This is a genomic window from Fretibacterium sp. OH1220_COT-178, from assembly GCF_003860125.1.
GTDB lineage: Bacteria > Synergistota > Synergistia > Synergistales > Aminobacteriaceae > CAJPSE01.
Window position 1 is genome coordinate 43,332 of record NZ_RQYL01000012.1, and the last position, 25,799, is coordinate 69,130.

26 protein-coding genes are annotated in these 25,799 nt (G+C 66.7%); 22 read left to right on the forward strand and 4 right to left on the reverse strand.

What is annotated here, in order from left to right; genetic code table 11:
- Positions 1-60 precede the first annotated feature (60 nt).
- From EII26_RS06375 to EII26_RS06440, 14 genes are all read left to right on the forward strand, one after another.
- Positions 61-1,842, forward strand: coding sequence for an adenine deaminase (locus tag EII26_RS06375; protein ID WP_124888315.1), 1,782 nt, complete (start codon positions 61-63; stop codon positions 1,840-1,842).
- A 15-nt stretch (positions 1,843-1,857) separates the two neighbouring features.
- The gene (locus EII26_RS06380; protein WP_199735089.1) at positions 1,858-3,426 is read left to right on the forward strand and encodes a hypothetical protein; all 1,569 of its coding nucleotides are present in this window, start codon (positions 1,858-1,860) and stop codon (positions 3,424-3,426) included.
- A 193-nt stretch (positions 3,427-3,619) separates the two neighbouring features.
- On the forward strand, positions 3,620-4,207 hold the full coding sequence (fapR, locus tag EII26_RS06385; protein ID WP_255415941.1) for a transcription factor FapR: 588 nt from the start codon (positions 3,620-3,622) through the stop codon (positions 4,205-4,207).
- A gap of 114 nt (positions 4,208-4,321) precedes the next feature.
- The gene (gene plsX, locus EII26_RS06390; RefSeq protein WP_124888340.1) at positions 4,322-5,338 is read left to right on the forward strand and encodes a phosphate acyltransferase PlsX; all 1,017 of its coding nucleotides are present in this window, start codon (positions 4,322-4,324) and stop codon (positions 5,336-5,338) included.
- A 70-nt stretch (positions 5,339-5,408) separates the two neighbouring features.
- Entirely contained in the window at positions 5,409-6,368 is a 960-nt protein-coding gene (gene fabK, locus EII26_RS06395) for an enoyl-[acyl-carrier-protein] reductase FabK (RefSeq protein WP_124888317.1), read from the forward strand.
- A gap of 33 nt (positions 6,369-6,401) precedes the next feature.
- A complete protein-coding gene (fabD, locus tag EII26_RS06400) occupies positions 6,402-7,349 on the forward strand; it encodes an ACP S-malonyltransferase (protein ID WP_124888318.1) in 948 nt (315 codons plus the stop codon).
- Complete coding sequence (gene fabG, locus EII26_RS06405; protein ID WP_124888319.1) at positions 7,346-8,083, forward strand: 3-oxoacyl-[acyl-carrier-protein] reductase; 738 nt, start codon at positions 7,346-7,348, stop codon at positions 8,081-8,083. Before fabD ends, fabG begins: the two co-directional genes overlap by 4 nt.
- A 32-nt stretch (positions 8,084-8,115) precedes the next feature.
- On the forward strand, positions 8,116-8,367 hold the full coding sequence (acpP, locus tag EII26_RS06410) for an acyl carrier protein (RefSeq protein WP_124888320.1): 252 nt from the start codon (positions 8,116-8,118) through the stop codon (positions 8,365-8,367).
- A gap of 165 nt (positions 8,368-8,532) precedes the next feature.
- Positions 8,533-9,768, forward strand: a complete 1,236-nt coding sequence (fabF, locus tag EII26_RS06415; protein ID WP_124888321.1) for a beta-ketoacyl-ACP synthase II — start codon at positions 8,533-8,535, stop codon at positions 9,766-9,768.
- Positions 9,719-10,486 carry a ribonuclease III gene (gene rnc, locus EII26_RS06420; RefSeq protein WP_124888322.1) on the forward strand — a complete coding sequence of 256 codons (768 nt, stop codon included), beginning with the start codon at positions 9,719-9,721 and terminating at the stop codon, positions 10,484-10,486. Before fabF ends, rnc begins: the two co-directional genes overlap by 50 nt.
- Positions 10,483-11,352, forward strand: coding sequence for a hypothetical protein (locus tag EII26_RS06425; protein ID WP_124888323.1), 870 nt, complete (start codon positions 10,483-10,485; stop codon positions 11,350-11,352). The genes rnc and EII26_RS06425 overlap by 4 nt, the downstream gene beginning before the upstream one ends.
- Positions 11,353-11,559: 207 nt before the next feature.
- Positions 11,560-11,757: a heavy-metal-associated domain-containing protein gene (locus tag EII26_RS06430; protein WP_158612186.1), complete on the forward strand. Its 198-nt coding sequence runs from the start codon at positions 11,560-11,562 to the stop codon at positions 11,755-11,757.
- 50 nt (positions 11,758-11,807) lie between these two features.
- Positions 11,808-12,995: an NAD(P)-dependent malic enzyme gene (locus EII26_RS06435; RefSeq protein ID WP_124888325.1), complete on the forward strand. Its 1,188-nt coding sequence runs from the start codon at positions 11,808-11,810 to the stop codon at positions 12,993-12,995.
- A gap of 39 nt (positions 12,996-13,034) precedes the next feature.
- Positions 13,035-13,937: a chemotaxis protein CheV gene (locus EII26_RS06440; RefSeq protein ID WP_124888326.1), complete on the forward strand. Its 903-nt coding sequence runs from the start codon at positions 13,035-13,037 to the stop codon at positions 13,935-13,937.
- A 54-nt stretch (positions 13,938-13,991) separates the two neighbouring features.
- On the opposite strand, the gene EII26_RS06445 is transcribed toward EII26_RS06440, so the two are convergent.
- A complete protein-coding gene (locus tag EII26_RS06445) occupies positions 13,992-14,615 on the reverse strand; it encodes a hypothetical protein (protein ID WP_124888327.1) in 624 nt (207 codons plus the stop codon).
- Positions 14,616-14,722: 107 nt separating this feature from the next.
- Between EII26_RS06445 and EII26_RS06450 the strand changes: the two genes are divergently transcribed.
- Positions 14,723-15,910, forward strand: a complete 1,188-nt coding sequence (locus tag EII26_RS06450; protein WP_124888328.1) for a MalY/PatB family protein — start codon at positions 14,723-14,725, stop codon at positions 15,908-15,910.
- Between the two features lie 83 nt (positions 15,911-15,993).
- A complete protein-coding gene (locus EII26_RS06455) occupies positions 15,994-16,893 on the forward strand; it encodes an EamA family transporter (protein ID WP_124888329.1) in 900 nt (299 codons plus the stop codon).
- A 78-nt stretch (positions 16,894-16,971) separates the two neighbouring features.
- Here EII26_RS06455 and EII26_RS06460 read toward each other — a convergent pair whose 3' ends face one another.
- The 3 genes from EII26_RS06460 to EII26_RS06470 form a co-directional block, all read right to left on the reverse strand.
- Positions 16,972-17,634 (reverse strand): DUF4230 domain-containing protein, encoded by a 663-nt coding sequence (locus EII26_RS06460; RefSeq protein WP_124888330.1) that lies wholly within the window; start codon positions 17,632-17,634, stop codon positions 16,972-16,974.
- Positions 17,635-17,675: 41 nt separating this feature from the next.
- On the reverse strand, positions 17,676-18,851 hold the full coding sequence (gene larC, locus EII26_RS06465) for a nickel pincer cofactor biosynthesis protein LarC (RefSeq protein ID WP_124888331.1): 1,176 nt from the start codon (positions 18,849-18,851) through the stop codon (positions 17,676-17,678).
- Between the two features lie 67 nt (positions 18,852-18,918).
- The gene (locus EII26_RS06470) at positions 18,919-19,857 is read right to left on the reverse strand and encodes a 2-phosphosulfolactate phosphatase (protein ID WP_124888332.1); all 939 of its coding nucleotides are present in this window, start codon (positions 19,855-19,857) and stop codon (positions 18,919-18,921) included.
- Positions 19,858-20,099: 242 nt separating this feature from the next.
- On the opposite strand from EII26_RS06470, the gene EII26_RS06475 reads away from it, so the two are divergent.
- The 6 genes from EII26_RS06475 to ggt are packed head-to-tail and all read left to right on the forward strand — an operon-like array spanning position 20,100 to position 25,576.
- Positions 20,100-20,576, forward strand: coding sequence for an RrF2 family transcriptional regulator (locus tag EII26_RS06475; RefSeq protein WP_233572638.1), 477 nt, complete (start codon positions 20,100-20,102; stop codon positions 20,574-20,576).
- Between the two features lie 54 nt (positions 20,577-20,630).
- Positions 20,631-21,182, forward strand: coding sequence for a DUF6305 family protein (locus EII26_RS06480; protein ID WP_124888333.1), 552 nt, complete (start codon positions 20,631-20,633; stop codon positions 21,180-21,182).
- 10 nt (positions 21,183-21,192) lie between these two features.
- Entirely contained in the window at positions 21,193-22,476 is a 1,284-nt protein-coding gene (locus tag EII26_RS06485; RefSeq protein ID WP_124888334.1) for a TRAP transporter large permease subunit, read from the forward strand.
- Between the two features lie 22 nt (positions 22,477-22,498).
- Positions 22,499-22,645 (forward strand): hypothetical protein, encoded by a 147-nt coding sequence (locus EII26_RS13115; protein ID WP_158612187.1) that lies wholly within the window; start codon positions 22,499-22,501, stop codon positions 22,643-22,645.
- 12 nt (positions 22,646-22,657) lie between these two features.
- Complete coding sequence (locus tag EII26_RS06490; RefSeq protein ID WP_124888335.1) at positions 22,658-23,818, forward strand: succinylglutamate desuccinylase/aspartoacylase domain-containing protein; 1,161 nt, start codon at positions 22,658-22,660, stop codon at positions 23,816-23,818.
- A gap of 51 nt (positions 23,819-23,869) precedes the next feature.
- Positions 23,870-25,576, forward strand: a complete 1,707-nt coding sequence (gene ggt / locus EII26_RS06495) for a gamma-glutamyltransferase (protein ID WP_233572639.1) — start codon at positions 23,870-23,872, stop codon at positions 25,574-25,576.
- Positions 25,577-25,799: the final 223 nt, after the last annotated feature.

Sequence of the window (25,799 nt, forward strand, 5' to 3'; positions counted from 1 at the left end):
TGACCTGCGGATGATTGGGAAACGAAATTCAGGACGATTCGGGATGGATGGAGGAAGGACATGAGAAGAAGCGTCGAGGAGTTGCGGGAGCGGGTTCGGGCGGGCAGGGGATTGATCCCGGCCCATGTGGCGATACAAAACGGCCTTCTGGTCAACGTCATGAGCTCCGAGATCTACCCTGCGGACGTCGCGATCTACAAGGAGATGATCGTGGCCGTCGGGGACGTGGAGGATTATATCGGGCCCGAGACCCGCGTGTTCGACGCCGGCGGGAGGTATCTGGTCCCGGGCCTGATCGACGGGCACATCCACAGCGAGTGCAGCAAGCTGAGCATCACCGGCTTCGCCAAGGCGGTGGTCCCCTGCGGGACCACGAGCATCGTCTCCGGCCTGGACGAGTATATTTCGGTCTCGGGGCTCGAGGGGCTCAGGGAGATCTTCGAGGAGGTGGCCGGCACCCCGCTCAAGGTGTTCTGGGGGGCTCCTTACAAGACGCCCTACACCTTCCCCCCCTCGACCGTCGCCTTCAACTTCACCAAGGAGGTCCATGCCGAGGTGCAGCGGTGGCCTCAGTGCTATGGGGTGTGGGAGACCGTGCGCGAGTTCGTCCAGGAGGGGGACGAGGACACCCTCGGCGCCATAGCGGAGGCCATGAAGAACCGGCTTCCGGTCCTCGGTTGCGCCCCCATGGCGCGGGGAAAGGACCTGAACGGCTATCTCTGTGGCGGCGTGAGGCTGGATCACGAGAGCTACGACCACGAGGAGGTCGTGGAGAAGATGCGCAAGGGGATGCACATGGTGATCCGCGAGTCCTCCGTAACGCATTTTCTGAAGGAGAACATCCGCGCGGTGACCGAGGTGAACCCGGCCTTTGCCCGTCGCGTCAGCTTCTGTACGGACGACGTGACGGCCTCCGACGTCCTGGAGAAGGGACACCTCGACAACCTGGTGCGCCTGGCCATCGCCGAGGGGGTCGAACCGATGACCGCCATCCAGATGGGATCGATCAACAGCGCGGAGGCCTACCGCATCGATCACCTGGTCGGTTCCATCTCTCCGGGCCGCATCGCGGACATCCTGTTGGTGGACGATCCCCGTACGTTCCGCGTGGGCGCCGTCTTCAGCAACGGACGCCTTGCGGCTCAGGACGGAAAGCTGATCGGGGAGCTCAGGGCCCCGAGGCGGAGCGCGGTCCTCAGCGGTGTCCTGAAGTGTCCTCCCGTCACCGAACGGGACTTCCAGTATCGCGTGGACATCGAGGAGGGGGAGGCCCGGGTGCTGGCCATGGAGGTCAAGGGTCCCTTCGTCCGCAAGAGGCGGGACGTCACCCTCCAGGTTCGGGGCTCCGTGGTGCTCCCCGATACGGAGCAGGACGTCCTCATGGTCTCGGTGCTGGAGCGCTTCGGGCGCAATGGAAACCGGTCGCTGGCCTTCTGTTCGGGATGGCGGCTCAAGAGGGGGGCCATGGCCTCGTCCGCCGCGCCCGACGACAACAACATCATCGTCATCGGGGCCTCGGCATCGGACATGGCCTTTGCCGTCAATCATCTCATCGCCCACGGAGGAGGGCAGGTGGTCGTCGCGGACGGCGAGGTGATGGAATTTCTGCCCCTGCCCGTGGGGGGCATCGCCAGCGACGACGAGCCGGAGGAGATCGCCCGCCGCGAAAAACTGTTGTCCGATGCCGCCAGGGCGTTGGGCTGCGACCTTCCCGAGCCGCTCATGTACATGTTTTTCCTGCCCATAACGGCCATACCCGACTACGCCATTACCGACGTGGGGCCGGTGGACTGCATCGCCCTGAGGACGTTCGATCCCATACTGAACCTGAAAGGGCGATAAGGAGAGGGGTGCATCATGGAAAAGCGTGCGTTTGTCCCGTTGTTCTGCCGCGGCGATGTCGGAGGCATGACGTACATCATCACGAACAATATCGTGAACTACCTCATCGTGATCGCCACCCTGTCCGGCGTTCTGGGGTGGCCGGACGCCATCGTCTACGGCCGCGTCATCCCGGGCATGTCCATCGGCCTGATGCTGGGCGGCCTGTACTACGCCTTCATGGCGTACCGCCTTTCGAGGAAGGAGGGGCGGAGCGACGTGACGGCCCTGCCCTCCGGGGTCTCCACGCCCGCCATGTTCGTCATCCTGTACGGGGTCATCATGCCCATCCACTACGCGCTCGGGGACCCCGAGCTGGCCTGGTCGGCCGCCCTCGCGGCCTGTTTCATAGGGGGGGCGATCGAGTTCGTCGGCGGCTTCGTCGGACCCTGGATGAAGAAAAGCCTGCCGCGTGCCGTACTGCTCGGGACCGTGGCCGGGATCGGCTTCATCTGGATGGCGACGCAGGGGGTGTTCGACGTCTACGGCGATCCCCTCGTGGGGCTGCCCATCCTGGTCGTGGCCATGATCGGGGTGTTCGGCGGCTATCTGTTCCCGCGCAGGATCCCTCCGATCGTGGTGGCGATCCTCGGGGGGATCGTCTATGCCTACGCCCTGGGCCGGACGCGCTTCGACTTCTCCGGGGTCGGGTTCTATTTCCCGGACCCGGCCGGCTGCCTGGAGTCGCTCGCCAACGGCTTTGCCGTCGTCGTTCCCTACCTGACCATCATCATCCCCGTCGAGATCTACAACTTCATCGAGACGATGGACAACGTCGAGGGGGCCAACGCCGCCGGGGACAACTACAGCGTGCGGGAGGCCCAGTTTGCGGATGGCGCCTGCACGATGGTCTCCGCCCTCTTCGGCGGGGTCGTCCCGAACACCGTCTGGCTGGGGCACGCCGGCCTGAAGAAGTCCGGGGCCGGCATGGGATACTCCTGGCTCTCCGGGCTCGTCCTGGGAGGCGCCGGGATGTTCGGGCTGTTCACCTTCCTCAGCGGCCTGGTGCCCCCGGCCATCTGCGCCGTGACGTTTCTGTGGTGTGCGGTCGTCATGCTGGCACAGGCGTTCAAGGCCTGCGAGAAGAGGCATTATGCCGCTATCGGAGTGGCGATGGTCCCGCCGGTGGCCGAATACCTGTTCACCCAGGTCTCCGGCGCGGTCGGGGTGGCGAAGGTATGGCCAGAGACCCTGGCCTCGGGCCTGTCCGGCTACAACGAGGAGATCACCAGGCTCCTCCTGGAGAACGGCGTGATGTGGAACGGCGTTCCGGCGGTGAAGCACGGGGCCATCATCGTCGGTCTGCTGCTGGGCGCCATGACGGTCTTCATCATCGACAGGCGTTTGGACAAGGTGGCCTGGACCGCGTTGAGCGCGGCTCTTCTCTCCTTTTTCGGCTTCATCCACAGCGCGGCCCTCGGCGTCTATCCCTCCTCGCCCTACATGATGGGGTACCTTCTGGTCGCCGTCCTGTGTGCCGTCCTGCACCGGGCGGAGAAGAACAAGTGGCTCGAAGCGCCGGACGACGATTTCGAGTACGTTTAGATCGCCCTCCCCGGGGCTCGGGGACCCGAACGGCGGCGGCCCTCCAAACGCGTATTTTTATCTTGACGGTGAGCCCCCGAGCCCCTATACTGCACTCAGGTTAGCGTAACAGCTATTGATACCTGGTGTTAAATCGTGATTGGGTCGTCCCGGCCGGAGCTGCCGCCGGATTGGGCGTGCGCAAATCCGAGCCGTGGGACATCTCGATGAGGGGGCGTTTGTCATCAAGACCGCGAAGAAACTCCGCCAGGAACGTCTTGCCGGGATCATCGAGGGCAATCCTATGGCCACGGACCAGGAGCTCGCGGCGACGCTCGGTGTGAGCGTCAGCACGGTGCGCCTCGACCGTGCCCTGATGGGCGTCCCGGAGCTTCGAGAGCGGGTGCGCTGCATGGCCCAGAGGGCCAGCAGCCGGCTGCGCTCCCTGAGCCAGAGCGAGATCGTCGGGGAGCTGCTGGAGCTGGAGCCCGACCGCTGGGCCCTCTCCGTCCTGCGCACCGCGCGGGAGATGGCCTTTCGCTCCACCGACATCATCTGGGACCACTACATCTATGCCCAGGCCAGCTCGATAGCGGTCGCCGCCATCGAGGCGGAGGTCGTCATCGTGGATTCCATGCGGGGGGAGTACAAGGGCCACGCCCGGGTGGGGGATGTCCTGATCGCGCGGGCCAAGGTCGGCGTGAGCCGGGACGGCCGCCGGATCGTCAGTGTCCGTACCCGGGTGGGCGACAAGGAGATCTTCGTCGGACGCTTCATCGTGGAGGTCCGGGACCGGTCCTGAGGGCTGGGACGCGCTGTTTTTGTTGCGACTCGCCTCCGTCTTGTCCGTGTCTGGGCGCGAGGTGCGATCCTATCCTGAGAGTCTTGAAGGGATTTCGTTCATAACATGAAAAAGATGACCGTAGCTCTGGACGCGATGGGCGGCGACAACGCACCGCAGGAGATATGCAAGGGTGCGATCGACGCGTGCAAGGCGTTCCCCGATCTCGAGGTCGTGCTGACCGGGGACGAGGAGAGGGTACGTCCTCATCTCGACTCCGCTCCCGCCGGGGTGCGGGGCCGTATCGGGGTCGTGCATGCTCCCGAGGTGGTGGGGATGGACGAGCAGCCCGCCGTGGCCATCCGGAGGAAGCGGAACTCCAGCCTGCGCATCGCCATGGAGATGGTGCGGAGCGGGGAGGCGCAGGGCTGCGTCTCCGCGGGCAACACCGGCGCCATCGTGGCGGGAGGGGTCCTGGTGGTGGGGCGCCTGGCGGGCATCGACCGCCCGGCCCTGGGGGCTCCCCTGCCCACCATCGAGCGCTGCACCTTTCTGCTGGACGTCGGCGCGAACGTGCGGTGCCGGCCGGAGAACCTCTACCAGTTCGCCCTGATGGGCAGCGTCTACTCCCGGAAGATTCTGGGGGTGGCGAACCCCGAGGTGGCGCTTCTTTCGAACGGCACGGAGGAGATCAAGGGCGACGAGTCGGTGTCCGGGGCCCGGGCCCTGATCGCGGAGAGCCCGCTGAACTTCAAGGGGTACGTGGAGGGCGACGACATCGCCTGGGGGCATGCGGACGTGGTGGTCTGCGACGGCTTCATGGGCAACGTGATCCTCAAGTTCGGCGAGGGGCTCATGCACGGCGCCAAGTCCATCATCGGCCAGGAGATGGGGCAGCGCCTCCTCCCCAAGCTCGGGATGCTCTTCATGATCCCGATGGTGAAGGCCCTCTGGGCCCGCTTCAACTACGAGAAGTACGGCGGGACGCCGCTCCTGGGCGTCCGGGGGACGGTCATCAAGGCGCATGGCCGGTCGAAGGCCCCGGCCATCCTGGGGGCGCTCTCGGCGGCGCGCAACTTCATCGCCGAGGACGGCGTGGGGCAGATTCGCGAGGAACTGGGCGAGGAGCTGCATCATCCCTCGGGCGCGTGAAACTCGAAGGTTATCGTCAGGCATTTACACGAAAAGGGGTCCGTCCCCTGGATTGAGGTGAAGGCTTTCCATGATCGTAAACAACCGCGTGTGCAAGCTACTGGGAACGGAGTACCCGCTTCTTCAGGGGGGCATGGCCTGGGTCGCCAACGCGCCCCTGGCTGCGGCCGTGAGCAACGCCGGAGGGATCGGGATAATCGCAGCGGCGGCCACCCCGCCGGATATTCTGGATAAGGAGATCCTCAAGGCCAAGAGCCTGACGGACCGGCCCTTCGGGCTCAACATCATGCTGATGTCTCCGACGGCTCCGGATGCCCTGGAGCTGGCGGCCCGACACCGGCTGCCGATCGTGACGACGGGCGCGGGCAGCCCCGGGAAGGTCCTGGAGCGTCTGAAGCCGCTCGGCACCATCGTCATTCCCGTCGTCGCCTCGGTCTCCCAGGCGCGCCGCGTCGAAAAGCAGGGCGCGGACGCCGTGGTGGCGGAGGGCATGGAGGCCGGAGGGCACATCGGCGAGCTGACGACGATGGTCCTGGTCCCGCAGATCGCGGAGGCCGTGAAGATCCCGGTCGTCGCCGCGGGCGGGATCGCCGACGGGCGCGGCGTTGCGGCCGCCTTCGCCCTCGGGGCCGAGGGCGTGCAGCTGGGGACGCGCTTCATCTGCTGCACGGAGTGCACCGTCCACCCGAACTTCAAGCAGGCGGTCCTGGACGCCCGGGACCGAAGCACCGCGGTCACGGGCCAGCGCACGGGGCATCCCGTCCGTTGCCTGAGCAACAAGCTGACCGCGGAGTTCGACAAGCTGGACGCACGCCTCGCGCCCCTGGAGGAGATCGAGGCCCTGGGGACGGGGCGCCTCCGCGCCGCCGTGGTCGACGGGGACGTCGACTGGGGGTCCCTGATGTCGGGGCAGTCCGCGGCCATGGTCAACGACATCCTGCCCGCGCGCCAGATCCTCGAAAGGCTCTTCGGCGAGGCGCGCGAGGTGCTGCGAAAGATCCAGGGAAGCTGTGACCTGGAACCGAAATAGCCCGCTTGGACAAACGATTTGGGAGGAACCTACATGAAGTACGCATTGTGTTTCCCCGGACAGGGGGCTCAGGAGGTCGGGATGGGCAGGGCCCTCTACGAGTCCTTCCCCTCCGCCAAGGCCGTCTTCGACGAGGCCGACGACGCCCTGTCCATGCACCTGACGAAACTGATCTTCGAGGGGCCGGATGAGGTGCTGAAGCTGACGGCCAACACCCAGCCCGCGATCATGACGACCAGCGTCGCCGCGCTGCGGGTCCTGGAGGGGGAGATGGGAGCGGAGCTCGCCCCCGCCTGCGGGGCCGGGCACAGCCTCGGCGAGTACACGGCCCTCGTGGCCTCGGGCGTCCTTGCGTTTCGGGACGCGGTGGACCTCGTGAACAAACGGGGCCGCTGGATGCAGGAGTCCGCTCCGGAGGGCGTGGGGGCGATGGCCGCCGTCATGGGGCTGGAGCCCGACGATATCGTGGCGGTCTGCCGGGAGGTCGCGCCGAACGAGGAGTGCCAGGCGGCGAACTTCAACTCGCCGGGACAGGTCGTGATCTCCGGCGTCGCGGAGTACGTCGACAAGGCGGTGGCCGCGGCCAAGGCCAGGGGGGCCCGCAAGGCCGTGATGCTGAACGTCAGCGCGCCCTTCCACAGCCGCCTCATGATGCCGGCGGCCGAGAAGCTCAAGGCGCAGTTCGAGACGTATTCCTGGTCGGACCCCCGCTGGCCGATCGTTGCCAACGTGAGCGCGCGGCCCGTATCCACTGCGGCCGACATCAAGGCGGCGCTCTATGCCCAGACCTTCAGCCCCGTGCTGTGGTCGGACTCGGTGACGTACATGGCCGACGACGGCGTGGACGCCTTCCTGGAGCTCGGGCCCGGCGAGGTGCTCAGTGGCCTGAACAAGAGGATTCGCAAGGGGCTGACGCAGATGGCCGCCGGGACGCCCGAGGCGCTCGAGGCCATGGCCGCCGCCCTGGGGGCCTCCCGATGAGCCGTCTGGCCCTGGTTACCGGGGGCTCGCGCGGGATCGGCAGAGCCGTCGCTGCGGCTCTGGGGAGAAGCGGGTTCGATGTGGCGGTGAACTACAACAACAGCGCGGGCCCCGCGGAGGAGCTCTGCGGCGAGCTGGCCGCTCTGGGCGTGCGGGCGTCGGCCTTCAAGGCGGACGTCTCGGACCGGGCCCAGGTCGAGGCGCTCTTCAAGGCGGTCGAGGCCGGGATGGGGCCGGTCGAGGTGCTCGTCAACAACGCGGGAATCACGCGGGACAACCTGCTGATGCGCATGAAATGCGAGGAGTGGGACTCCGTTCTGGCGGCGAACCTGAACTCCGCGTTCTACTGCACCCGGGAGGCCATCCGGGGCATGGCGAAGGCCCGATGGGGCCGCATCGTCAACATCGCCTCGGTGGTGGGGCTCATAGGCAACGTCGGTCAGGCCAATTACAGCGCGTCCAAGGCGGGGCTGATCGGCTTCACCAAGTCCGTGGCGCGGGAATATGCCGCGCGCGGCGTGACGGTCAATGCCGTCGCGCCCGGGTTTGTGGCGACCGACATGACCGGGGTGCTGAAGGACCAGGTCAAGGAGGCGATCCTCGGCCAGATCCCGATGGGCCGTATGGGGGCTCCCGAGGATGTGGCGAGGGCCGTTGTCTTTTTCGCCTCGGAGGAGAGCTCCTACGTCACCGGTCAGGTTTTGGCTGTTGACGGCGGAATGACAATGTGTTAAGGATATACGTTGCCGGAGGGAGGTGAAGAAGAATGAAGAAGGAGGAAGTCCTTTCCAGGCTGAAGGAGATTATCACCGAGCGCCTCGATGTCGAGGAGGATCAGATCGTCCCGGAGGCCACGTTCGTCGAGGACCTCGGAGCGGATTCGCTGGACATCGTCGAGCTGATCATGGGCATCGAGGAGGAGTTCGACATCGAGATTCCGGACGAGGATGCCGAGAAGCTGACCTCGGTGGGCGAAGCGCTGAACTACACGCTGAGCAAGATTGGGGTCGACGAGTAATGCAGGGCCGAGGGGGGGAGGGGAGCAACGCCTTCCCCCTCTTTTCAAAAAGTAAGCTCGGGAACGCCACGAAAGGGATTTGCGGCCGCGCCGTGCGGACGGCGGGCCTTATGACTATAGAGCAAGGCAAGTATAACGGCACAGCCGGGGAGTGAAACCAATACTATGAGAAGAGTGGTCGTAACGGGCCTTGGGCCCCTGAGTCCCATCGCCACGGGGAAGGACGCCTATTGGCAGGCGCTCCGTGAGGGACGTAACGGGATCGGTCCCATCACGACGTTCGAACTGGGGGATTGTCCCGTCACGTTCGGCGCCGAGATCAAGGACTTCGACCCCGCGCGCTGGATGGACGGCAAGGAGGCCAAGCGCTCCGACCGTGCGATCCAGTTTGCCGTGGCCGCCTCCAAACTGGCGGTCGAGGATGCGAAGCTGGACACCGGAAGCCTCGATCCCTATCGCCTGGGCGTCTACATCGGCACCGGTCAGGGCGGCATCGAGACCTCGTTCAACAGCTTCAAGACGATGATGGAGAAGGGGTCGCGCCGGGTCAGCCCGTTCTTCATCCCGATGATGATCAGCAACATGTCGACGGCCTACGTCGCGATCGTGCACGGCGCCAAGGGGCCGAACCTCTGCGTCGTCACGGCCTGCGCGACGTCGCTGCACAGCCTGGGCGAGGCCTACCACACGATCGTGAGGGACGATGCGGACGTCATCCTGGCGGGCGGCACCGAGGCCGCGCTGCGCGCCATCAGCATCGCGGGCTTCGCCTCGATGAAGGCGCTGTCCACCCGCATGGACTCGCCCGAGACGGCCAGCCGCCCCTTCGACAAGGACCGCGACGGGTTCGTGATGGGCGAGGGGGCCGGGGTGCTGGTCCTCGAGGAGCTTGAGCATGCCAAGGCCCGGGGCGCGCACATCTACGGAGAGTTCGTGGGCTACGGCACCTCCTGCGACGCCGGGCACATCACGGCGCCGGACCCCGAGGCCGCGGGTGCCCTTTACGCCACGAGGCACGCCATGAAGATGGCGGGATGGTCCCCCGAGCAGGTGGACTACATCAACGCGCATGGGACCTCCACCGACCTGAACGACAAGATGGAGTCCATGATGGTGCACAAGGTGTTCGGGGACCGGGCCAAGGAGGTCGTCGTGACCTCCACCAAGTCCCTGATCGGGCACTGCCTGGGTGCGGCCGGGGCGCTCGAGACCATCGCGGCCTTCCAGGCCATCGAGCAGAACTACATCCATCCCACCCTCAACTACACGACCCCCGATCCCGAGTGCGACATCAACCTGTCGACGGGCAAGGGCGTGGAGAAGAAGGTCGACAGGCTTCTGGTGAACAGCTTTGGGTTCGGCGGGCACAACGGGGTTCTCGCCTTCCAGCGGTACGTTTAGCCCCTTCCTCCGTGCGGGGGAGGCCGCCCGCATCGCCGGGCGGGACCTGGGAGCGCTCCAGGAGGCGCTGGGCTATCGTTTCAAGGACGGAGGGCTTCTCGAGGAGGCCCTCTGTCATTCCTCGTTCGCCCACGAACATGGCCTGGACCTCAGCAACCAGCGCCTGGAGTTCCTGGGGGACTCCGTGCTGGGGTTTCTCGTCGCGCGCGTCCTGTACGAGCGGTACCCGGGCGCTGCGGAGGGCGAGCTCTCGCGGAGGCGCTCGGATCTCGTCTGCGGGGCCTCCCTTCGCCGTCGGGCCGAGGCCCTGGGGCTCACGCAGTTCCTCCTCTGCGGCCGCTCCATGAAAAGGCGGGACCTTCCCCCGTCCCTCTGCGAGGACGCGCTGGAGGCCCTGATCGGCGCCGTCTGCCTGGACGGCGGTGTCCCCGAGGCGGAGCGCGTGGTGCGCCGTCTGTTCTTCGAGGACGAGCCGGTCCCCGCTTCGGGGCCGGACGCCAAGTCCCGGTTGCAGATCCTGCTTCAGGCCCGGGGCATGGGGGAGGCCCGCTATCGGGTGGAGTCGGTCTCGGGGCCGTCCCATGCGCCCCGATTCCGGGTGCGGCTTCGGGTTGGAAACATCGATCGGGTCGGCTTCGGGGGCAGCCGCAAGGAGGCGGAGACCTCGGCCGCGGAGCTGGCTCTGCAGGATGTCGAGGGCGTGGAGGGAAGCGTGTGAGGGGGCTTCGTCTCGCGGTCCTTCTGGGGCTGCTCCTCACGGTTCCCCTGCGTGCGGCCGCCGAGAGCGTGAACGTCGTCGTGACGCTCCCCTGGCTGGCCCTTCTGACCTCCTTTATCGGAGGCCCCAACGTCACGGTTGCGCCCCTCCTGGAGTGGAACGCGGATGGGGACATGGTGCGGGCCGCGGGGGGCAGGACGCTCCGTTCCCTGCCCAGGGACGCCCGGGTCATGGCGCTCGACTCCGGAGACGCGCAGCGCGCCAGGCTGGACGTCCGGAAGTTCCCCAACCTCAGAACCCTGTATCGGCCCTTTCCCGTCGAGGAGCCGCGGATCGACGCCGCGCTGTCGGACCCCTCGGTGCTCCCCTTCGTCGCCCAGCGCGTGCTGACCGTGCTGGCGGACTGGGACCCCGCGAACTATCCCTATTACCAGCGCCGCCTGGCGGAGTTCCAGGCGCGGCTCTCCAGCTCCGTGCTCGCGGGGCGCCAGATTCTTCGGGACGTTCCGGTCTACGATCTGACCGGCTGCAGCGGCGTGCTCCTTCGGGCGGCGGGCTGTCGGATCGAGCGCCCGGCCTCGGCGGACTGGGCCGCGTGGAGCGCCGGAAAGGAGCAGGATCTTCTGGTCCAGGAGCTCGACCGGAGGCGGGAGGATAAGGTGACGGTGGTCATGGACGGGGGGACGCCCAGGGCGCTGCGCCGGCTTCTGGCCTCCCGGCCGGAGGTCTTCTCGTTCGGGCGCCCGCCCATGACCCAGGACTACCCTGCCTTTCTGCACGCCCAGTACATCTCGCTGTGGCTCAAGATCACGACGAAACCCCTTCCCGTTCCGGAGAAGCCCAAACCGAGGCCCAAGCGGCGTTGACGAGGGAGGGCCCCGCTCCACCGGGCTCCTTCACGGTTTTTTGGGGCCCCATTCTCCATTCCCCCCAGGTTGCGGCAGAAACATAAAATGGTAAGATGAGGCGAGAGAGAGCGCGGACCGTGTCCCGATGGATTCCGGGGGCTCCGGTGTCTGCGCTCCGCGATGGCGCCGATATGGCGAAAGGCCCTTTCTGAAGGAGGTCGCAAGGTGAAAAAGACGTTGGGTGTTGCGGACATGGCTTGCCAGCATTGCGTGGGGCGTATAGAAAAGGCCCTGAAGGCCGCGGGGGTGACGGACTACGAAATCGTGCTCGAGGCCAAGGAGGTCCGGGTCGCAGAATCTCAGGCGGCCCTTGCCGCTTCGGCACTTTCGGAGGCCGGCTATCCCTGTGTTCCGAAGGATTAGCGCAGTCACGTTTTTCAGGCCGTGATGTCATGACGGGAGGAGAGGCGACGATGACGAATCGTGAGGAGATCGCAGCCCGGGCCCTGAAGGTCCACAGAGATGCGAGGGGAAAGCTCTTTACGGGGAGCAAGGTGCCCGTGGAGACGATGGCGGACCTGGCCCTGGCCTATACGCCCGGCGTGGCCGAGCCGTGCCGCGAAATCGTGCGCAACCCCGACGCGGTCTACGAGGTGACGTCCAAGTGGAACACCGTGGCCGTCATCACCGACGGCAGTGCGGTCCTGGGTTTGGGGGACATCGGCCCGGAGGCCTCTCTTCCGGTCATGGAGGGCAAGAGCGTCCTGTTCAAGCGCTTTGCGGACATCGACTCCTTTCCCCTGGCCCTGCGGACCCAGGATGTGGATGCCATCGTGGAGACGGCGTGGCTGCTGACGCCGGGGCTGGGCGGCATCAACCTCGAGGACATCTCCGCCCCGCGCTGTTTCGAGATCGAGCGGCGTCTCCAGGAAAAGTGCGACATTCCCGTGTTCCACGACGACCAGCACGGTACGGCCGTGATCTCCCTGGCGGGGCTGCTGAACGCCCTGAAGATCGTCGAAAAGAAGCTGGAGGACGTCAAGATCGTCCTGAACGGGGCCGGGGCGGCCGGCGGCGCGATCTGCCGCTACCTCATCGCGGCGGGAGCCCGGAACGTCGTGCTCTGCGACCGGGCCGGAGCCCTCTACAGGGGCAGGGCCGAGGGCATGAACGCCGCCAAGGAGGAACTGGCCGCTCTGTCGAACCCGGCGGGTGAGCGTGGAAGCCTGGCCGACGTGATCCGGGGCGCGGACGTCTTCATGGGGATCTCCGCGCCCGGCACGGTGACGGGCGAGATGGTGAGGTCGATGGGGAAGCGGCCGGTCGTCTTCGCCATGGCGAACCCGACGCCCGAGATCTACCCGGACGAGGCCAAGGCGGCCGGGGCGGCGGTGGTCGCCACGGGGCGCAGCGACTTTCCGAACCAGGTGAACAACTGCCTGGGGTTCCCCGGCATCTTCCGCGGGGCGCTCAACGCCCGGTCCCGCTGCATCAACGAGGAGATGAAGCTGGCCGCCACCTACGCTCTGGCCGAGCTGGTGGGAGAGAAGGAACTGAATCCGGACTACATCCTTCCCGAGGCTCTGGACGCCCGCGTCGTCCCCGCCGTGGCGGAACGGGTGGCCGAGGCCGCCCGCAGGACGGGCGTCGCGCGCGTATAGCCGCCTCGCCGGGGGAGTTTCGATGGAGGTGTCGGATCAATGAAGGGTGCGTCGTTGTCGGCGGACAACAAATGGGAGGTCGTCGTTTTTTCTCTGGGCAAGGATGCGTTCGCCATCAACGTCAACAAGACGCGGGAGATTCTGCGCTGGACGGGGTGCCGTCCGGTCCCCCATACGGCTCCGGCCTTCGTGGGCATCACCACGGTTCGGGGGATGACTTTGCCCCTGATCGACCTGCGCCTTTTTCTGGGGATCGACTCCCCGGTGCCGATGGAGCAGACCAAGGTGATGATCGTGGAGTTCAACGATGTCCGCCTGGGCTTCCTGGTCGACTCCGTGGAGCGCATCCACCGGGTGAGCGCCGACGACCTGGACGCCTCCCTGTCGGATACCTGTGCCGGCCCCTGGGTGCTCTACGTCATGAAGCGGGATTCCCGGAACATCCTGCTTCTGGACTATGAGGCGATCGTCCAGGCTACGGCCCCCTCCGTTGCGGAGCGGATGCTCGACGAGGGCAAGCTGGAGGCGCTGCACTCCAGGGTCGGGAACGCCCAGAATTTTCGCATCCTGGTGGCGGACGACTCCCCCCTGCTTCGTCAGCAGGTCCGCGACGTCCTGACGAGGGCCGGTTTCGAGCGGATCGTCCCCGTCCGGGACGGTGCCGAGGCCTACGAGCTGCTGCTGGAGAAGGGCGAGGCGTTCGACCTGCTGATCTCGGACATCGAGATGCCCCGAATGGACGGGCTGTCCCTGATGGAGGCCCTGAGGAAGGATCCTCGAACCCAGTCCATGCCCATCGTTCTGTTCTCCTCCATCATGGTGAGGGACCTGCTGGCCCGGGCGGAGAGCCTGGGGGCCCATGCCCGCATCCTGAAGCCGGACGTCTACGGGCTGGCGGAGAGCGTGGTGGCGGTCTACAAGGGCGAGCCCTGTCCGAAGTAGCCGAGGCGGGTTCTGCGGCGAGGAGGAAGGCGCTCGTCCCTGCGGGGGCGGGCGCTACTTTTTTCCGTCGAGGTCCACGGTGTGTGCGGGGATGTTGATGTGGAGCCGAACGCCGTCGCCCTGCGGGCGGATCCTGGCCTTGTCGGGACGGGCGACGTCGCCCAAGGCGCGCCGGGAGGCGGAGAGCGCGGCGTCGTCCACGGCCTTCACGATCTTTCGCGCCCCGCGGGCGATGTCGCCGAGCAGGCCGTGGTCCTTGTCGTCCGAGGCGGACTTGGGGGCAAGCTGGCCCTCGAGTTGGGCTGCGGAGAGGCTCCTGTCCCTGGGCAGATAGCTCTCGCCCTCCGCGCTTCGGGCCCGAACGCCGTAGGCCGAGAGATCGGCCGGGGCTTTTCGGGGAGCCGTCGCGGCCTTGGGGCGTTTGGACGGGGGGTGAGCGCGCGCGTCCTCGGCAGGGGGCGAGGACGGGATGTCCCCGGCGACGGGCGCCGCCACGGACGGATCGGAGACCGCCGGGCGCGGGACGCGCGGGGCGACGGATGTCCGTCTCGGCGGGGTCGGTCCCGGGGCGGAGGGGGCATGCCGTAGGCTCAGAAGCCCTCCGGCAACCAGTGCGGCGGCACAGCACAGAAGGAGCACCACGCGCCGAAACGCCCGTTTTTTTCGTCCGGTCCGCATCGTGTTGTCCCTCCTTCTCCCGAGTTTTACGGCGTTCAAAATCGTAGTGGTAAGATATTATATCGAAAAGCGGAAACACATTCCATCCCCGAGAGGAGAACGCTTTTATGGCATACGATTTCGACAGGGTCATCGAGAGGCGGGGCACCCACTGCTCCAAGTGGGATACGGATCCCCGTGCGATCGAGGGCGTGGACTATCCGGTCGGCAACCCGCTCCCGCTGTGGATCGCGGACATGGACTTCGAGGTGGCGCCGGAGATCACGCAGGCGCTGGTGGAGCGGGCCCGGCACGGCATCTTCGGCTACACGGCCGTCCCCGATTCCTGCTACGATGCGATCATCGACTGGCAGGCCCGGCGCCACGGGTGGAGGATAGAGAAGGAGTGGATCCATTTCGCCCCCGGTGCGGTTCCCGCGGCCCACATGGCTGTTCAGGCCTTCTGCCAGCCGGGCGACCGGATCATCATCCAGCGGCCGGTCTACTATCCCTTCTTCCGGACGGCGCTCAACAACGGCGCCCAGATCGCCAACAATCCCCTGCGTCTGCGCGACGGGCGCTACGAGATGGACTTCGAGGGCTTCGAGCGCCTGGCCCGGGACCCCCGGACGACGCTCTTCATCCTCTGCAGCCCGCACAACCCCGTAGGGCGCGTCTGGAGCCGGGAGGACCTGGAGCGCATCGGCGACATCTGCGCCCGAAACGACGTCCGCGTGTTTGCGGACGAGCTGCACTGCGACATCCTGATGCCCGGTCACAAGCACCATCCCTTCGGGAACGTCAACGAGGTCTGCCGGGACAACTCCATGACCGTGATCGCGCCCAGCAAGACCTTCAACCTCGCGGGGCTCCACGCCACGGTCGTCATCACTCCCGATCCCCGGATGCGGCGGCGCTTCGGGAACGTCCTGACGCAGAACAGCATTTCCCAGCCCAACCTCTTCGCCATAACGGGGCTCGAGGCCGCGTACAAGCACGGAGAGCGGTGGCTGGACGAGCTGCTGGTCTACATCAAGGGCAACTACGACTTCCTGGTGGACGATCTGAAGAGGCGCCTGCCTCAGGTGCGGGTGATGCCGCTCGAGGGGACCTTCCTGGCCTGGATGGATTTCAGCGCTCTGGAGGCGGACACCTATGCGCTGCAGAAGCGGATGTTGACCGAGGCCGATGTCTGGCTCGACGAGGGCTGGATCTTCGGCCCCGAGGGGAACGGGTTCGAGCGCATCGTTCTGGCCTGTCCCCGAAGCATCCTCAAAGAGGCGGTGGACCGTATTGTGAGGGCGTTCGGAAAATAGGGGCCGCGTTCCCGCGGTTTTTCGAGGGGCCGCCGGAGCGCGGCCCCTCGGCTTATGGGGCGAAAGACGGGAGGAGATCTTCGATGCCCTTTCCGACTCGGCTCGTGGTTGCGCTGGTTTCCGTTTACGTATTCTGGGGCGGGAATTTCCTGGCGGCGCGTTTTGCGGTCGAGACGATCCCGCCGGTCTCCGTGACCGCCATGCGTTTTTCTCTGGTCGGCGTCCTTCTCTACGTCTTCCTGGCTTTGAGGGGGGTGGCCAGGGCGGGCTGGGGGGAGTGGCGCGACGCCGCCGTCACGGGGGCCCTGCTTCTGACCCTGGCCAACGGCGGGCTGGTCTGGTCCCAGCAGTTTCTGCCCAGCGGGATGGCATCCGTCCTCCTGGGGACGACCCCCATGTGGCTCGTGACGATGGACTGGCTCTGGAAGAGGGGGCCCAAGCCGCGGCCCGCAGTTTTTGCCGGACTGTTCGTGGGGTTCCTGGGAATCCTCCTCCTGGCGCGCCACGTGGTTCTGAAGGGGGACGGAGCCTATCTTCTGGGGGGAACCGTCCTCATGGGGGTCTCCTTTTGCTGGGCGCTGGGGTCGATCTATTCGCGCACGGCGCGCAAGCCGCCAAACCCTCTGCTGGGGGTCGCGATGCAGATGCTGTGCGGCGGCGGACTGCTCTGGTGCGTGGCGATCCTCTCCGGGGCCTGGGGAAGGACGGACTTCTCCGCGGTTTCCCTCAAATCCTGGATGGGGCTCCTTTATCTGACCTTCTGCGGTTCCCTTTTGGGATACGCCGCGTACATCTGGCTGCTGAACAACGCCCCCGTCTCCCTGGTCGCCACCTACGCCTACGTCAACCCCATGGTGGCCGTCCTGCTGGGCTGGCTCTTCGCGGGGGAGACCCTGGGGCTTCGCGAGGGGGTCGCCGCGCTGCTGATCCTGGCGGCCGTGGTGCTGATCACCTATGGAAACCGAAGGACGCCGCGGAAATGATCGGGAGATCGGAGGAAGGTTTAGGGACGACAAAAGGGGCCCTTCCATCGTCCGGAAGGGCCCCTCTCTTGTCATCCCTCAGGCCTTTGGGGCCAGAGCCCTCTCGCTCTCCGCGGCCTCGTGGACCGGCGGGAGGTTCAGGTGCAGGGTGTCCCGTTCGCCGTCGTCGAAGACGATCTCGGCCTCCATCCCTGTGGCCGCGACGATGGACGTCAGGATGCGGCGGGTGTTCTCGTCCGCCTGGCCCAGGATGCCGCCCTTGAGCGCGTTGGCCCGCACCTCCTCCAGATCGGCGGTCACCTCGCGATTCTGGTCCTCCAGCCGGACGGAGGTGAAGATCCCCGCCTGCTGGTCGTAGACCTCGAAGCTGTGGATGTCCGCGTAGATGTCCAGAATGCGGCTGCGTGGGACGACCACGCGGACGCGGTTGACGGCGAAGCGCTCGGAGATGTCGATCTTGGAGAGGTCGTTGCCGCAGACGATGGTTCCGGAGTAGCGCATCATGAACTTGCGCGTGGTCCCCGGCAGGTTGAAGCCCAGGAAGGGCATCTGCTTGCCCTCGGAGAAGGAGACGATGGACTGAAATCGCTCCCGGACGGTCGCGAGCTCGTTGACGTTCTGGATTCCCATCAGAATGGCGGAACGGACCGACTTTTTGCGGGGGGTGTTCTTCTTCCGCGTCAAGAGCAGGACGTTGAGGACGATGGATAGGATGAGCAGCATCACTACGACAATCGACATGGAAAGACCTCCTGAAACTTGAATTTGTAGCGCGGCGGCGCTTACAGTTCGCGCGCCACGCGGCGGCGTATCTCGGCCATCGGCAGGCGGTGCTCCGCGGAGAGGCGCTTCAGGTCCTCATACTCCGGGGTTCGGCGCAGCGGGGCGTCCCCCAGCAGCGCGGTCTTGACGTCCAGCTCCCCCAGGGAGGTGGCGACCCGGTCGATGCGCCAGTTCAGTCGGGTGCGTTCCACGGCGAGGTGCCGGACGCCCTGAGACGTGGTCTCCTTCAGCATCGTCATGGCCAGGGCCTGGGCCTTTGCCGGGTCGGCGAGGCAACAGAACCGAACGGCCGGTCGCCCCTTCTTCATGTATATGGGCTCGGTCCAGACGTCCAGGGCGCCTTCCCCGAAGAGGCTCTCGGAGACGGGTTCGAAGTCCTGAGGGTTCATGTCGTCGATGTTGCACTCCAGCAGGGTGAGGCGCTCGTGCACGACGCCCTCTTCCTCCTGGCCCGCCTCCATCAGCAGGACCCGAAGGACGTTCGGCATGTCCTCCGAGTCCCGGTTGCCCAGCCCGTAGCTCGAGGCCACGATCCGACCCGGAGGCACGGAGCAGAAGGCCGAGGCCAGGGTCCTGGCGAGCAGGGCGCCGGTCGGGGTGGTGCGCTCCATGGGCGCCCCCTGGGAGAAGACCGGCAGCCCTCGCAGCAGCAACGCCGTGGCCGGGGCCGGGACGGGCAGGAGGCCGTGAGCGCAAGCCACCGTCCCGGAGCCCACGTTGAGCGGGGAGCAGAGGACCCGGGGCCAGCCCAGGAGGTCCATCAGAACGAAGGTGCCCACGATGTCCACGATGGAGTCGATGGCCCCGACCTCGTGGAAATGGATCTTGTCGGGCGTCGTCCCGTGCACTTGCGCTTCGGCCTCCGCGAGGAGGGCGAAGGCCCGGAGGGCCTCCCGGCGGATGCGCTCGGAGAGCCCGCTGCCGCCGACGATCGCCTCGATCTCGCGCAGACCGCGATCCGGATGGTGTTCATGGGTGCGGACGTCGAAGTTCGTCCCCGCGATGCCGTTTTTCAGGCCCCTCTCGATGACGAGCTCGTAATCGTTTGCGGAGAGGGCCGTCAGCTTGCGCATCTCCGACCGGAACCGCTCCGGATCGGGAAGGAGGCCCAGCAACGCGCCGACCAGCATGTCTCCCGCTATGCCCGCGAAGCAGTCCAGGTAAAGTGTCCTCATCTGTCGTATTTCCTTTCGAGTCCGGCGAAGGTCTTCATCTGCGGCGGGGGAGAGAAGGTGCCCGTCGTCACTTGCCTTTCCTGTGTCGGCCTCCGCCCAGAAAGACGTGGTCCGCGTCGCTTCGGGCGTACTGGAGAAGGGGGGCGAAACGGTCCGCCCCCGTCGGTGCCGTCCGGTCCCCCTGAGGGGCGGCGGGCACACGGGCCGTTCTGGGAAGGGGCGGGCGGGCCCCCGGGGGGATGGCGTCTGCAGGAACGCGGCGCAGAACGGCCCGCATCCCGTCCTCATCCGGCAGCTCGTGCAGTTCCGGCACGACGTCCGTGGCGTCCTGGCGGCAGGCGAAGGCGATGTCCGCCCCGTAGCCGATCTTGTTCAGGAAGACGGCATGGTCCGCGCTCTCGAGAGACGCGTGAAGGTCGGAGGAGGACTGCCACGCCAAAAGCGCCAGGCGGGCGCCGTCCGCGAGCCTCAGGCCGGGCTGCCGCCGTTCGAGGTCCGCCAGCAGGAGCCCCGCGCAGAGGGTGTCGTCCCAAGCGGGACGCCCCTTGCGCCCGGAGCAGAGGATACCGATCCGCGATCCCCTCGACAGGGCGCAGTCGAGCACCGAGAGGGCGTTGCGGGCACAGGCGACCAGGACGGGGACCCCCGTCGCGGCCGCCTTCAGGAGGGCCTTGGTTCCGTTGGTGGTCGCCATGACGGCGCACGGCCGCGAGACGACGAGCTCTCGGGTCAGATCGGTGGGGGAGTTGCCCAGATCGAAGCCCCTGGGGGCTATGGCGTTCTCCTCCCCCATCAGGAGGGGGGGACACCCCTCCTGCGCCAGAGCCTGGGCCAGCCGCCGTGCGGACTCGACCGAGTCCACGGGATAGAGCTCCTCGCCTCCGAGCTCGAACCAACGAACGATGACGGTCGTCGCTCGAAGCACGTCGACCACCAGCCAGACGTCCACCGCCGGCAGGTGCTCGCTGCAGGATAAAACGACATCGGCTTCTATAGGTTTTGCCATGCGATTTCCTCCTCGTTTCCGTCGGCTTACATTATAGCCTAAAGAAGCGCCGATTCAGAAAGGGCGCGGCGCAAAACGTGAAGCGGGTCCGTCCGGGCCGGCTCCGTTTGGGACGGAAACGGGGCTTCCGTTCTTTTCTGTGCTATCATATCTCAAAAGAGTGGTAAACCGACTCCTAAATAATGAAAATGGCGTCGGTCCCGATCGGTTTCGAGCGATTGGCTTCGATTGGAGGAGTTTCTGTGTTGGGCAGCGTTATCGCCATATCGGAGGCCGTTTCCCTGGGCGTACACGGTATGGGGCTTTTGGCGGCGTCGGGCCGTCGTCTCAGCGCCAGGGATATGGCGCAGGCCTTGGGCGTCTCCGAGGCGCATCTGACGAAGGTCTTTCAGCGGCTGGCGCGCGCGGGGCTGGTGCGTTCCGTCCGCGGCGTGGGGGGCGGGTTCGAGCTGAAGCTGGCCCCTGCCGACATATCGCTTATGGCGGTCTACAAGGCGATCGAGGGGATTCCCGACCCGTCGGCGGCGCTCTGTTCGTGCTGCGCGCAGTGTCCCTTCCGGCGCTGCATCTTCGACACCGTGCTGGAGGAGTCGGCGCGGCACTTCCTGAAGTATCTGTCGGAGACCACGCTGGACACGGTGCTGCTGAAGTTCGACGCCGGGGAGCTCTTTTCCCGAAACGGGCGGGAGGCGTGTCCGGCGCCCGCCCTTCAGCAATAAGATCCGTCTCCCGCACTGCGGGAGGATACTGAGATAGGGAGGTACGCGATTCAGATGAGGAAGATGAAGGTGCTTTTGCTTTTGGCGGTTGCGGCGGTGCTGGCGGCGGCGGGGTCCGCCGCGGCTGCGGATGTGGCTCTCACGTCGGTGGGGCAGAGCCCGGACGCCATGATGGTTCGGGTGGTCATGAAGCGGCTGGGCATCGAGTCCGATTATCGTCCCCTGATGAAGGCGGAGGAGCTCGGGGAGGGAAAGGTGCTGGTGGTCGTCGTGGGCGGCAGTTCCAAGGGACTGGGCGCCGCCGGGATCGACAAGGACGATGAGGTCGCCCGGGCCGGGGCCCTCCTGGAAAAGGCCCGTGCGGACGGCCGAAAAATTCTGGTGATGCACGTCGGGGGCGAGGGGCGCCGAGGCACGCTCTCCGACCTGTTCATCGAGGCCGTCGCCGGCTTTGCGGACTCCCTGATCGTCGTGGACGGCGGAGACGGGGACGGCATCTTCACGCGTCTTGCCGAGCCCCGCAAGACGCCGATCCTCTCCGCGCCCAACGTCAAGGGAACGGACGCGCCGATCAAGACCGTCCTGTCGGAGTGGGGCGTTCTTTGATGGGCCGGCCATGAACTGGTTCTGGCCGGAGGGTTTCTACACCCTCCTCATGATCGGGACGTTCGCCTTCGGGGCCTTCGCCTGCAAGCTGCCCATCGCCGTCGCGATGGCCGCCGCGGCGATCGTCGGCGCCCTGGCCGGAGGGGTCGATTTCCCCCTCCGCCATCTGGTGGAGGGGGCGTTCGGCTACGTCAACACCATCATGGTGATCTGCACCGCGATGATCTTCATGAAGGTGCTCCAGCGCACGGGGCTCCTGGACTCGCTGTCCGCCTGGGTCATCCGGCGCTTTCGCCGCTTTCCCGTGCCGCTCAGCCTGGGGATCATGGCGATCATCATGGCGCCCGGGGCGATCACCGGCTCTTCGACGGCCGCCGTGCTGACCACGGGAGCCTTGGTCTCCCCCGTGCTGATGACCCTGGGGCTCTCCAGGGTGGGGACCGCGGCCGTCGTTGCCATGGGGGCGCTTCTGGGCATGATCGCCCCGCCCATCAGCATCCCCGCCATGATCATCTGCGCCGGCGTGGACATCCCCTACGTGGGGTTCGCCCTGCCGCTGCTGATCTGCACGGTCCCCCTGGCCGTGATCTGCGCCCTGACGATGATCTATCCCCACATCCGGCGCTTCTCCGACGACGCGGCGCTCGAGGCGCAGCTCCGGCGCATGGAGGCCAGGCCGCTGACGCTCCGCCTTCTGCTCCCCGTGCTCGTGCTCGTGGCGCTCCTGGCTCTCGAGCAGTTCGTGCCCCAGCACGTCGCTCTGGGGATGCCGCTCGTCTTTCTGTTGGCCTCGGCCTCGGCCTTCCTTTCGGGCGCGCGCTGGAACTTCGCGGACACCGTAACGGAGGCGGTGGACGAAGCGCTGCCCGTCATGGGCATCCTGATGGGCGTCGGCATGTTCATCCAGATCATGACGCGGATCGGCGTTCAGGGCTTCGTGGTGGTCTCCGCGCTCAGCCTGCCCTCATGGACGCTCTACCTGGGCATCGCGGTCTCCATGCCGCTCTTCGGGGCGGTCTCGTCCTTCGGGTCCGCTTCGGTGCTCGGGGTGCCCTTCCTCCTGGCCCTGCTGAACTACAACTCCGTCGTGGTCGCCTCCGCGCTCGCCCTCGTCGCCGCCCTGGGGGACCTGATGCCCCCCACGGCGCTCGCCGGGATCTTCGCCGCCCAGGTGGCGGGGGAGGAGAACTACTTCGCCGTGCTGAGGCGCTGCATCGCGCCGTCCGTCCTGCTGGCCCTCTGGGGGATCGCCGTGATCCTCATGAGCAACGATATCGCCAGAGTGCTGCCTTGATTCCGGCTGGGGAGGGAATTGTATGCTGACGCTTGTCTACAGGGGGATCCTGGCCTTTATGGTCCTCTTCGTCCTGCGGTGCATGTTCCGGGAAAAATCGTTCTGGAAACAGGTTACGGCCGCCATGGTCCTGATCCCCATGGTGTTGCGCATCCTGATGATCAAGTGAGGGGGGAGGCTCATGGAACATCGATTCAGGGGCAATGCCCTCACGGCAGCGCTGCTGCTTGCGGCGGCCGCGTTCGTGGGAACGCTGGCGGCCCGCTCCTTCATGTCCATGTGGGCGGACGACGCGGTTTTTCCCGCGCCGGGGTTCGAGCATCACAGGCTCTCCGAGTGGGAGCCCTCCCTTGCGGGCTCGCCGGGGGATACCGACGTGTACGTCCAGGCCGGCCCCAAGCCCGGCGGTACCGTCCTGATCCTGGGCGGCACGCATCCCAACGAGCCGGCGTCCCACGTCGCGGCTGTCCTCTGCCTGGAGCGTGCCCGCGTGACGGCGGGGCGGCTGATCGTCGTCCCCTTCGCCAACCGTTCGGCCTTCACCCACAACTCGCCGCAGGACGCCGCCCCCCAGCGGTTCCGCCTGGAGCAGGAGGGGGGAGGCGCGCGCGTCTTCCGGTTCGGCTCCCGCGCGACGAACCCGATCCACCAGTGGCCGGACCCGGACATCTACATCCACCACCCGTCGGGACAGAGGCTGGACGGATCCTCGCGGAGCAACCTCAACCGCGGCTATCCCGGCCGGCTTGACGACGGCCTGACCCAGCGGGTCTCCCGTGCGATCCTCGAGCTGATCCGCAGGGAAAAGGCCGATCTGGCCTTCGACCTGCACGAGGCCTCGCCCGAGTACCCCGTGGTCAACGCGATGGTGGCGCACGAGCGTGCGATGGAGCTGGCCGCGACCGCCTCCCTGGAGCTGGATTTCGAGGGGATCCCCATGCGCATCGAGCCCTCGCCGGTCAACCTTCGGGGGCTGAGCCACAGGGAGTGGGGCGATGCCGTGGAGGGGACGCTGGCTATCCTCATGGAGTCCGGAAACCCCAGCCAGGGACGCCTGAGGGGGCGGACGGACGAGGCCCTGGTGCTGACCGGCAGGGACAAGGCCTACGCACGTGCCTCGAGGCTGGGGCGGCTCTTCATCCCCTACACGGAGGACCAGCCCCTCGCGCTTCGGGTGGCCCGCCACGTCACCGCGCTGCGGGTCTGCATGGGCCTGCTGGGCGACGTCCTGGGGCCGGAGAAGGCCGTCCGGGTGGAGGGGCTTCCCGACTATGCGGATATTCTGGACCGCGGGGTTGGGCCGTTTCTGGCCCGGGACCCTGGGGCCGAGCCGGCGCGGTGATGGCGTCGGTGTCCGCCGGTCGATTCATCAAGGAGAAGGAGGGATTCTGAGGTGAAGAAACTGCTCGCTGTTGTCGTGTTTCTGTCCGTTTGCTGCTGCGGCGCGGCCTGGGGGGGCCCGGCCCACGAGGTCTATGCGGAGAAGGGCATGGTGTCCTCCGCGCACGAACTGGCCTCCAGGGCGGGCGTGGAGATCCTGCAGAAGGGCGGCAACGCCGTGGACGCGGCGATCGCCACCCAGCTCGCGCTGAACGTCGTGGAGCCGAATGCCTCGGGCATCGGAGGCGGCGGTTTTATGACCGTCCGTTTCGCCAAGTCCGGCGAGGTCGTGGTGCTGGACTACCGAGAGGTCGCCCCCGCCTCCGCGGTCAAGGACATGTACGCCTCGGAGGAGTCGAAGAAGGCGAAGGAGTCCGTTCTGGGCGGCAAGGCCATCGGGGTCCCCGGCGCCGTCCGGGGGATCTTTGCGGCGCTCGAAAAGTACGGCACCATGGACTTCGCGGCCGTGGCCGAGCCGGCCATCCGGCTGGCCGAGGAGGGGTTCGAGATCGCTCCGATGCAGAAGGACATCGTGACGGACGCGTTCGAGAAGCTCTCGAAGTACAGCCCCGGATGCGCTTTCCTGCCCGATGGCCTGCCCCCCGAGGCGGGGACGGTGCTGAAGCAGCCCGAATTGGGCAAGACCTTCCGCCTGCTGGCGGAGCAGGGGCCGGACGCGTTCTACAAGGGCCCGATGGCGGAGGCGATCGTGGAGGCGGTGAACCGGTCCGGCGGCGCGATGACCACGGACGATCTGGCACGGTACGAGATCCAGGTCCGCAAGCCGGTGACGGGCACCTATCGGGGCTACACCATCTGCTCCGCGCCCCCCGCCTCCAGCGGAGGCACCCACATCGTCCAGATCCTCAACGTCATGGAGCACTTCCCCGTCTCCGAGTGGAAGCACAATTCGGCCGAGCACCTGCACGTCCTGGCCGAGGTGTCGAAGCTGGCCTTTGCCGACCGGCAGCGGTTCATGGCGGACACGGCGTTTGTGGAGGTGCCCCTGGCCGGGTTGGCCGACAAGGGGTACGCGAAGGCCCTGGCCGAGAAGATCGATTCCAGGAAGGCCGCTGAGGAGGTCCAGGCGGGCGACCCCTGGCGCTTCGAGGGGAAGCCCAAGGCGTTTCGGGTCGGCGGGGCCGGGGGCGAGCGCATCTCCACCAGCTCCTTCTCCGTCGTGGACGCGGAGGGGAACGTCGTGGCGTCGACCAATACGGTGAACTACTTCTTCGGCTCCGGCGTGGTGGTCCCAGGCTACGGCGTCGTGCTGAACAACGAGATGGACGACTTCTCGCAGGATCCCGAGAGCGTCAACGCCCCCGAGCCGGGCAAGCGCCCGCTCTCCAGCATGAGTCCGACGATCGTCCTGGACCCGGAGGGCAGGCCGTTCATGACCGTCGGGGCCGCCGGGGCGACCCGCATCATCACGGCGCTCGCCCAGATCGTCATGAACGTCGTGGACTTCGGCATGACGATGGACCAGGCCATCGAGCAGCCGCGCATCTTCAATTCGGCGTCGGGCGGCAAGGCGGGCAAGCTGGCGGTGGAGGAGGGGATCGCGCCCGAGGTCGTGGAAGCGCTCGAGGCCATGGGGCACACGATCGACGCCCGCCCCTTCGGCGGCTGGTTCGGCACGGCCCAGGGCATCCTGTTCCGGGACGGAAGGATGAACGGCGGGGCGGACAGCCGGCGCCTGGGAGTCCCGGTGGGGTATTAAGCAGACGACCGCCTTCCACGAGGCGTTAGCCTCGTGGGGCGTGTCGGTCGCTTATGTCGAACGGCAACACAGTTGTTGCCGTTCGACGAAGCAGACGAGCGGCAAGCGGAGCGAGCCGTGTCGGTGCAACGAAGCAGACGAGCGGCGAGTGGAGCGAGCCGTGTCGGTGCAACGAAGCAGACGACCGCCTTCCACGAGGCGTTAGCCTCGTGGGGCGTGTCGG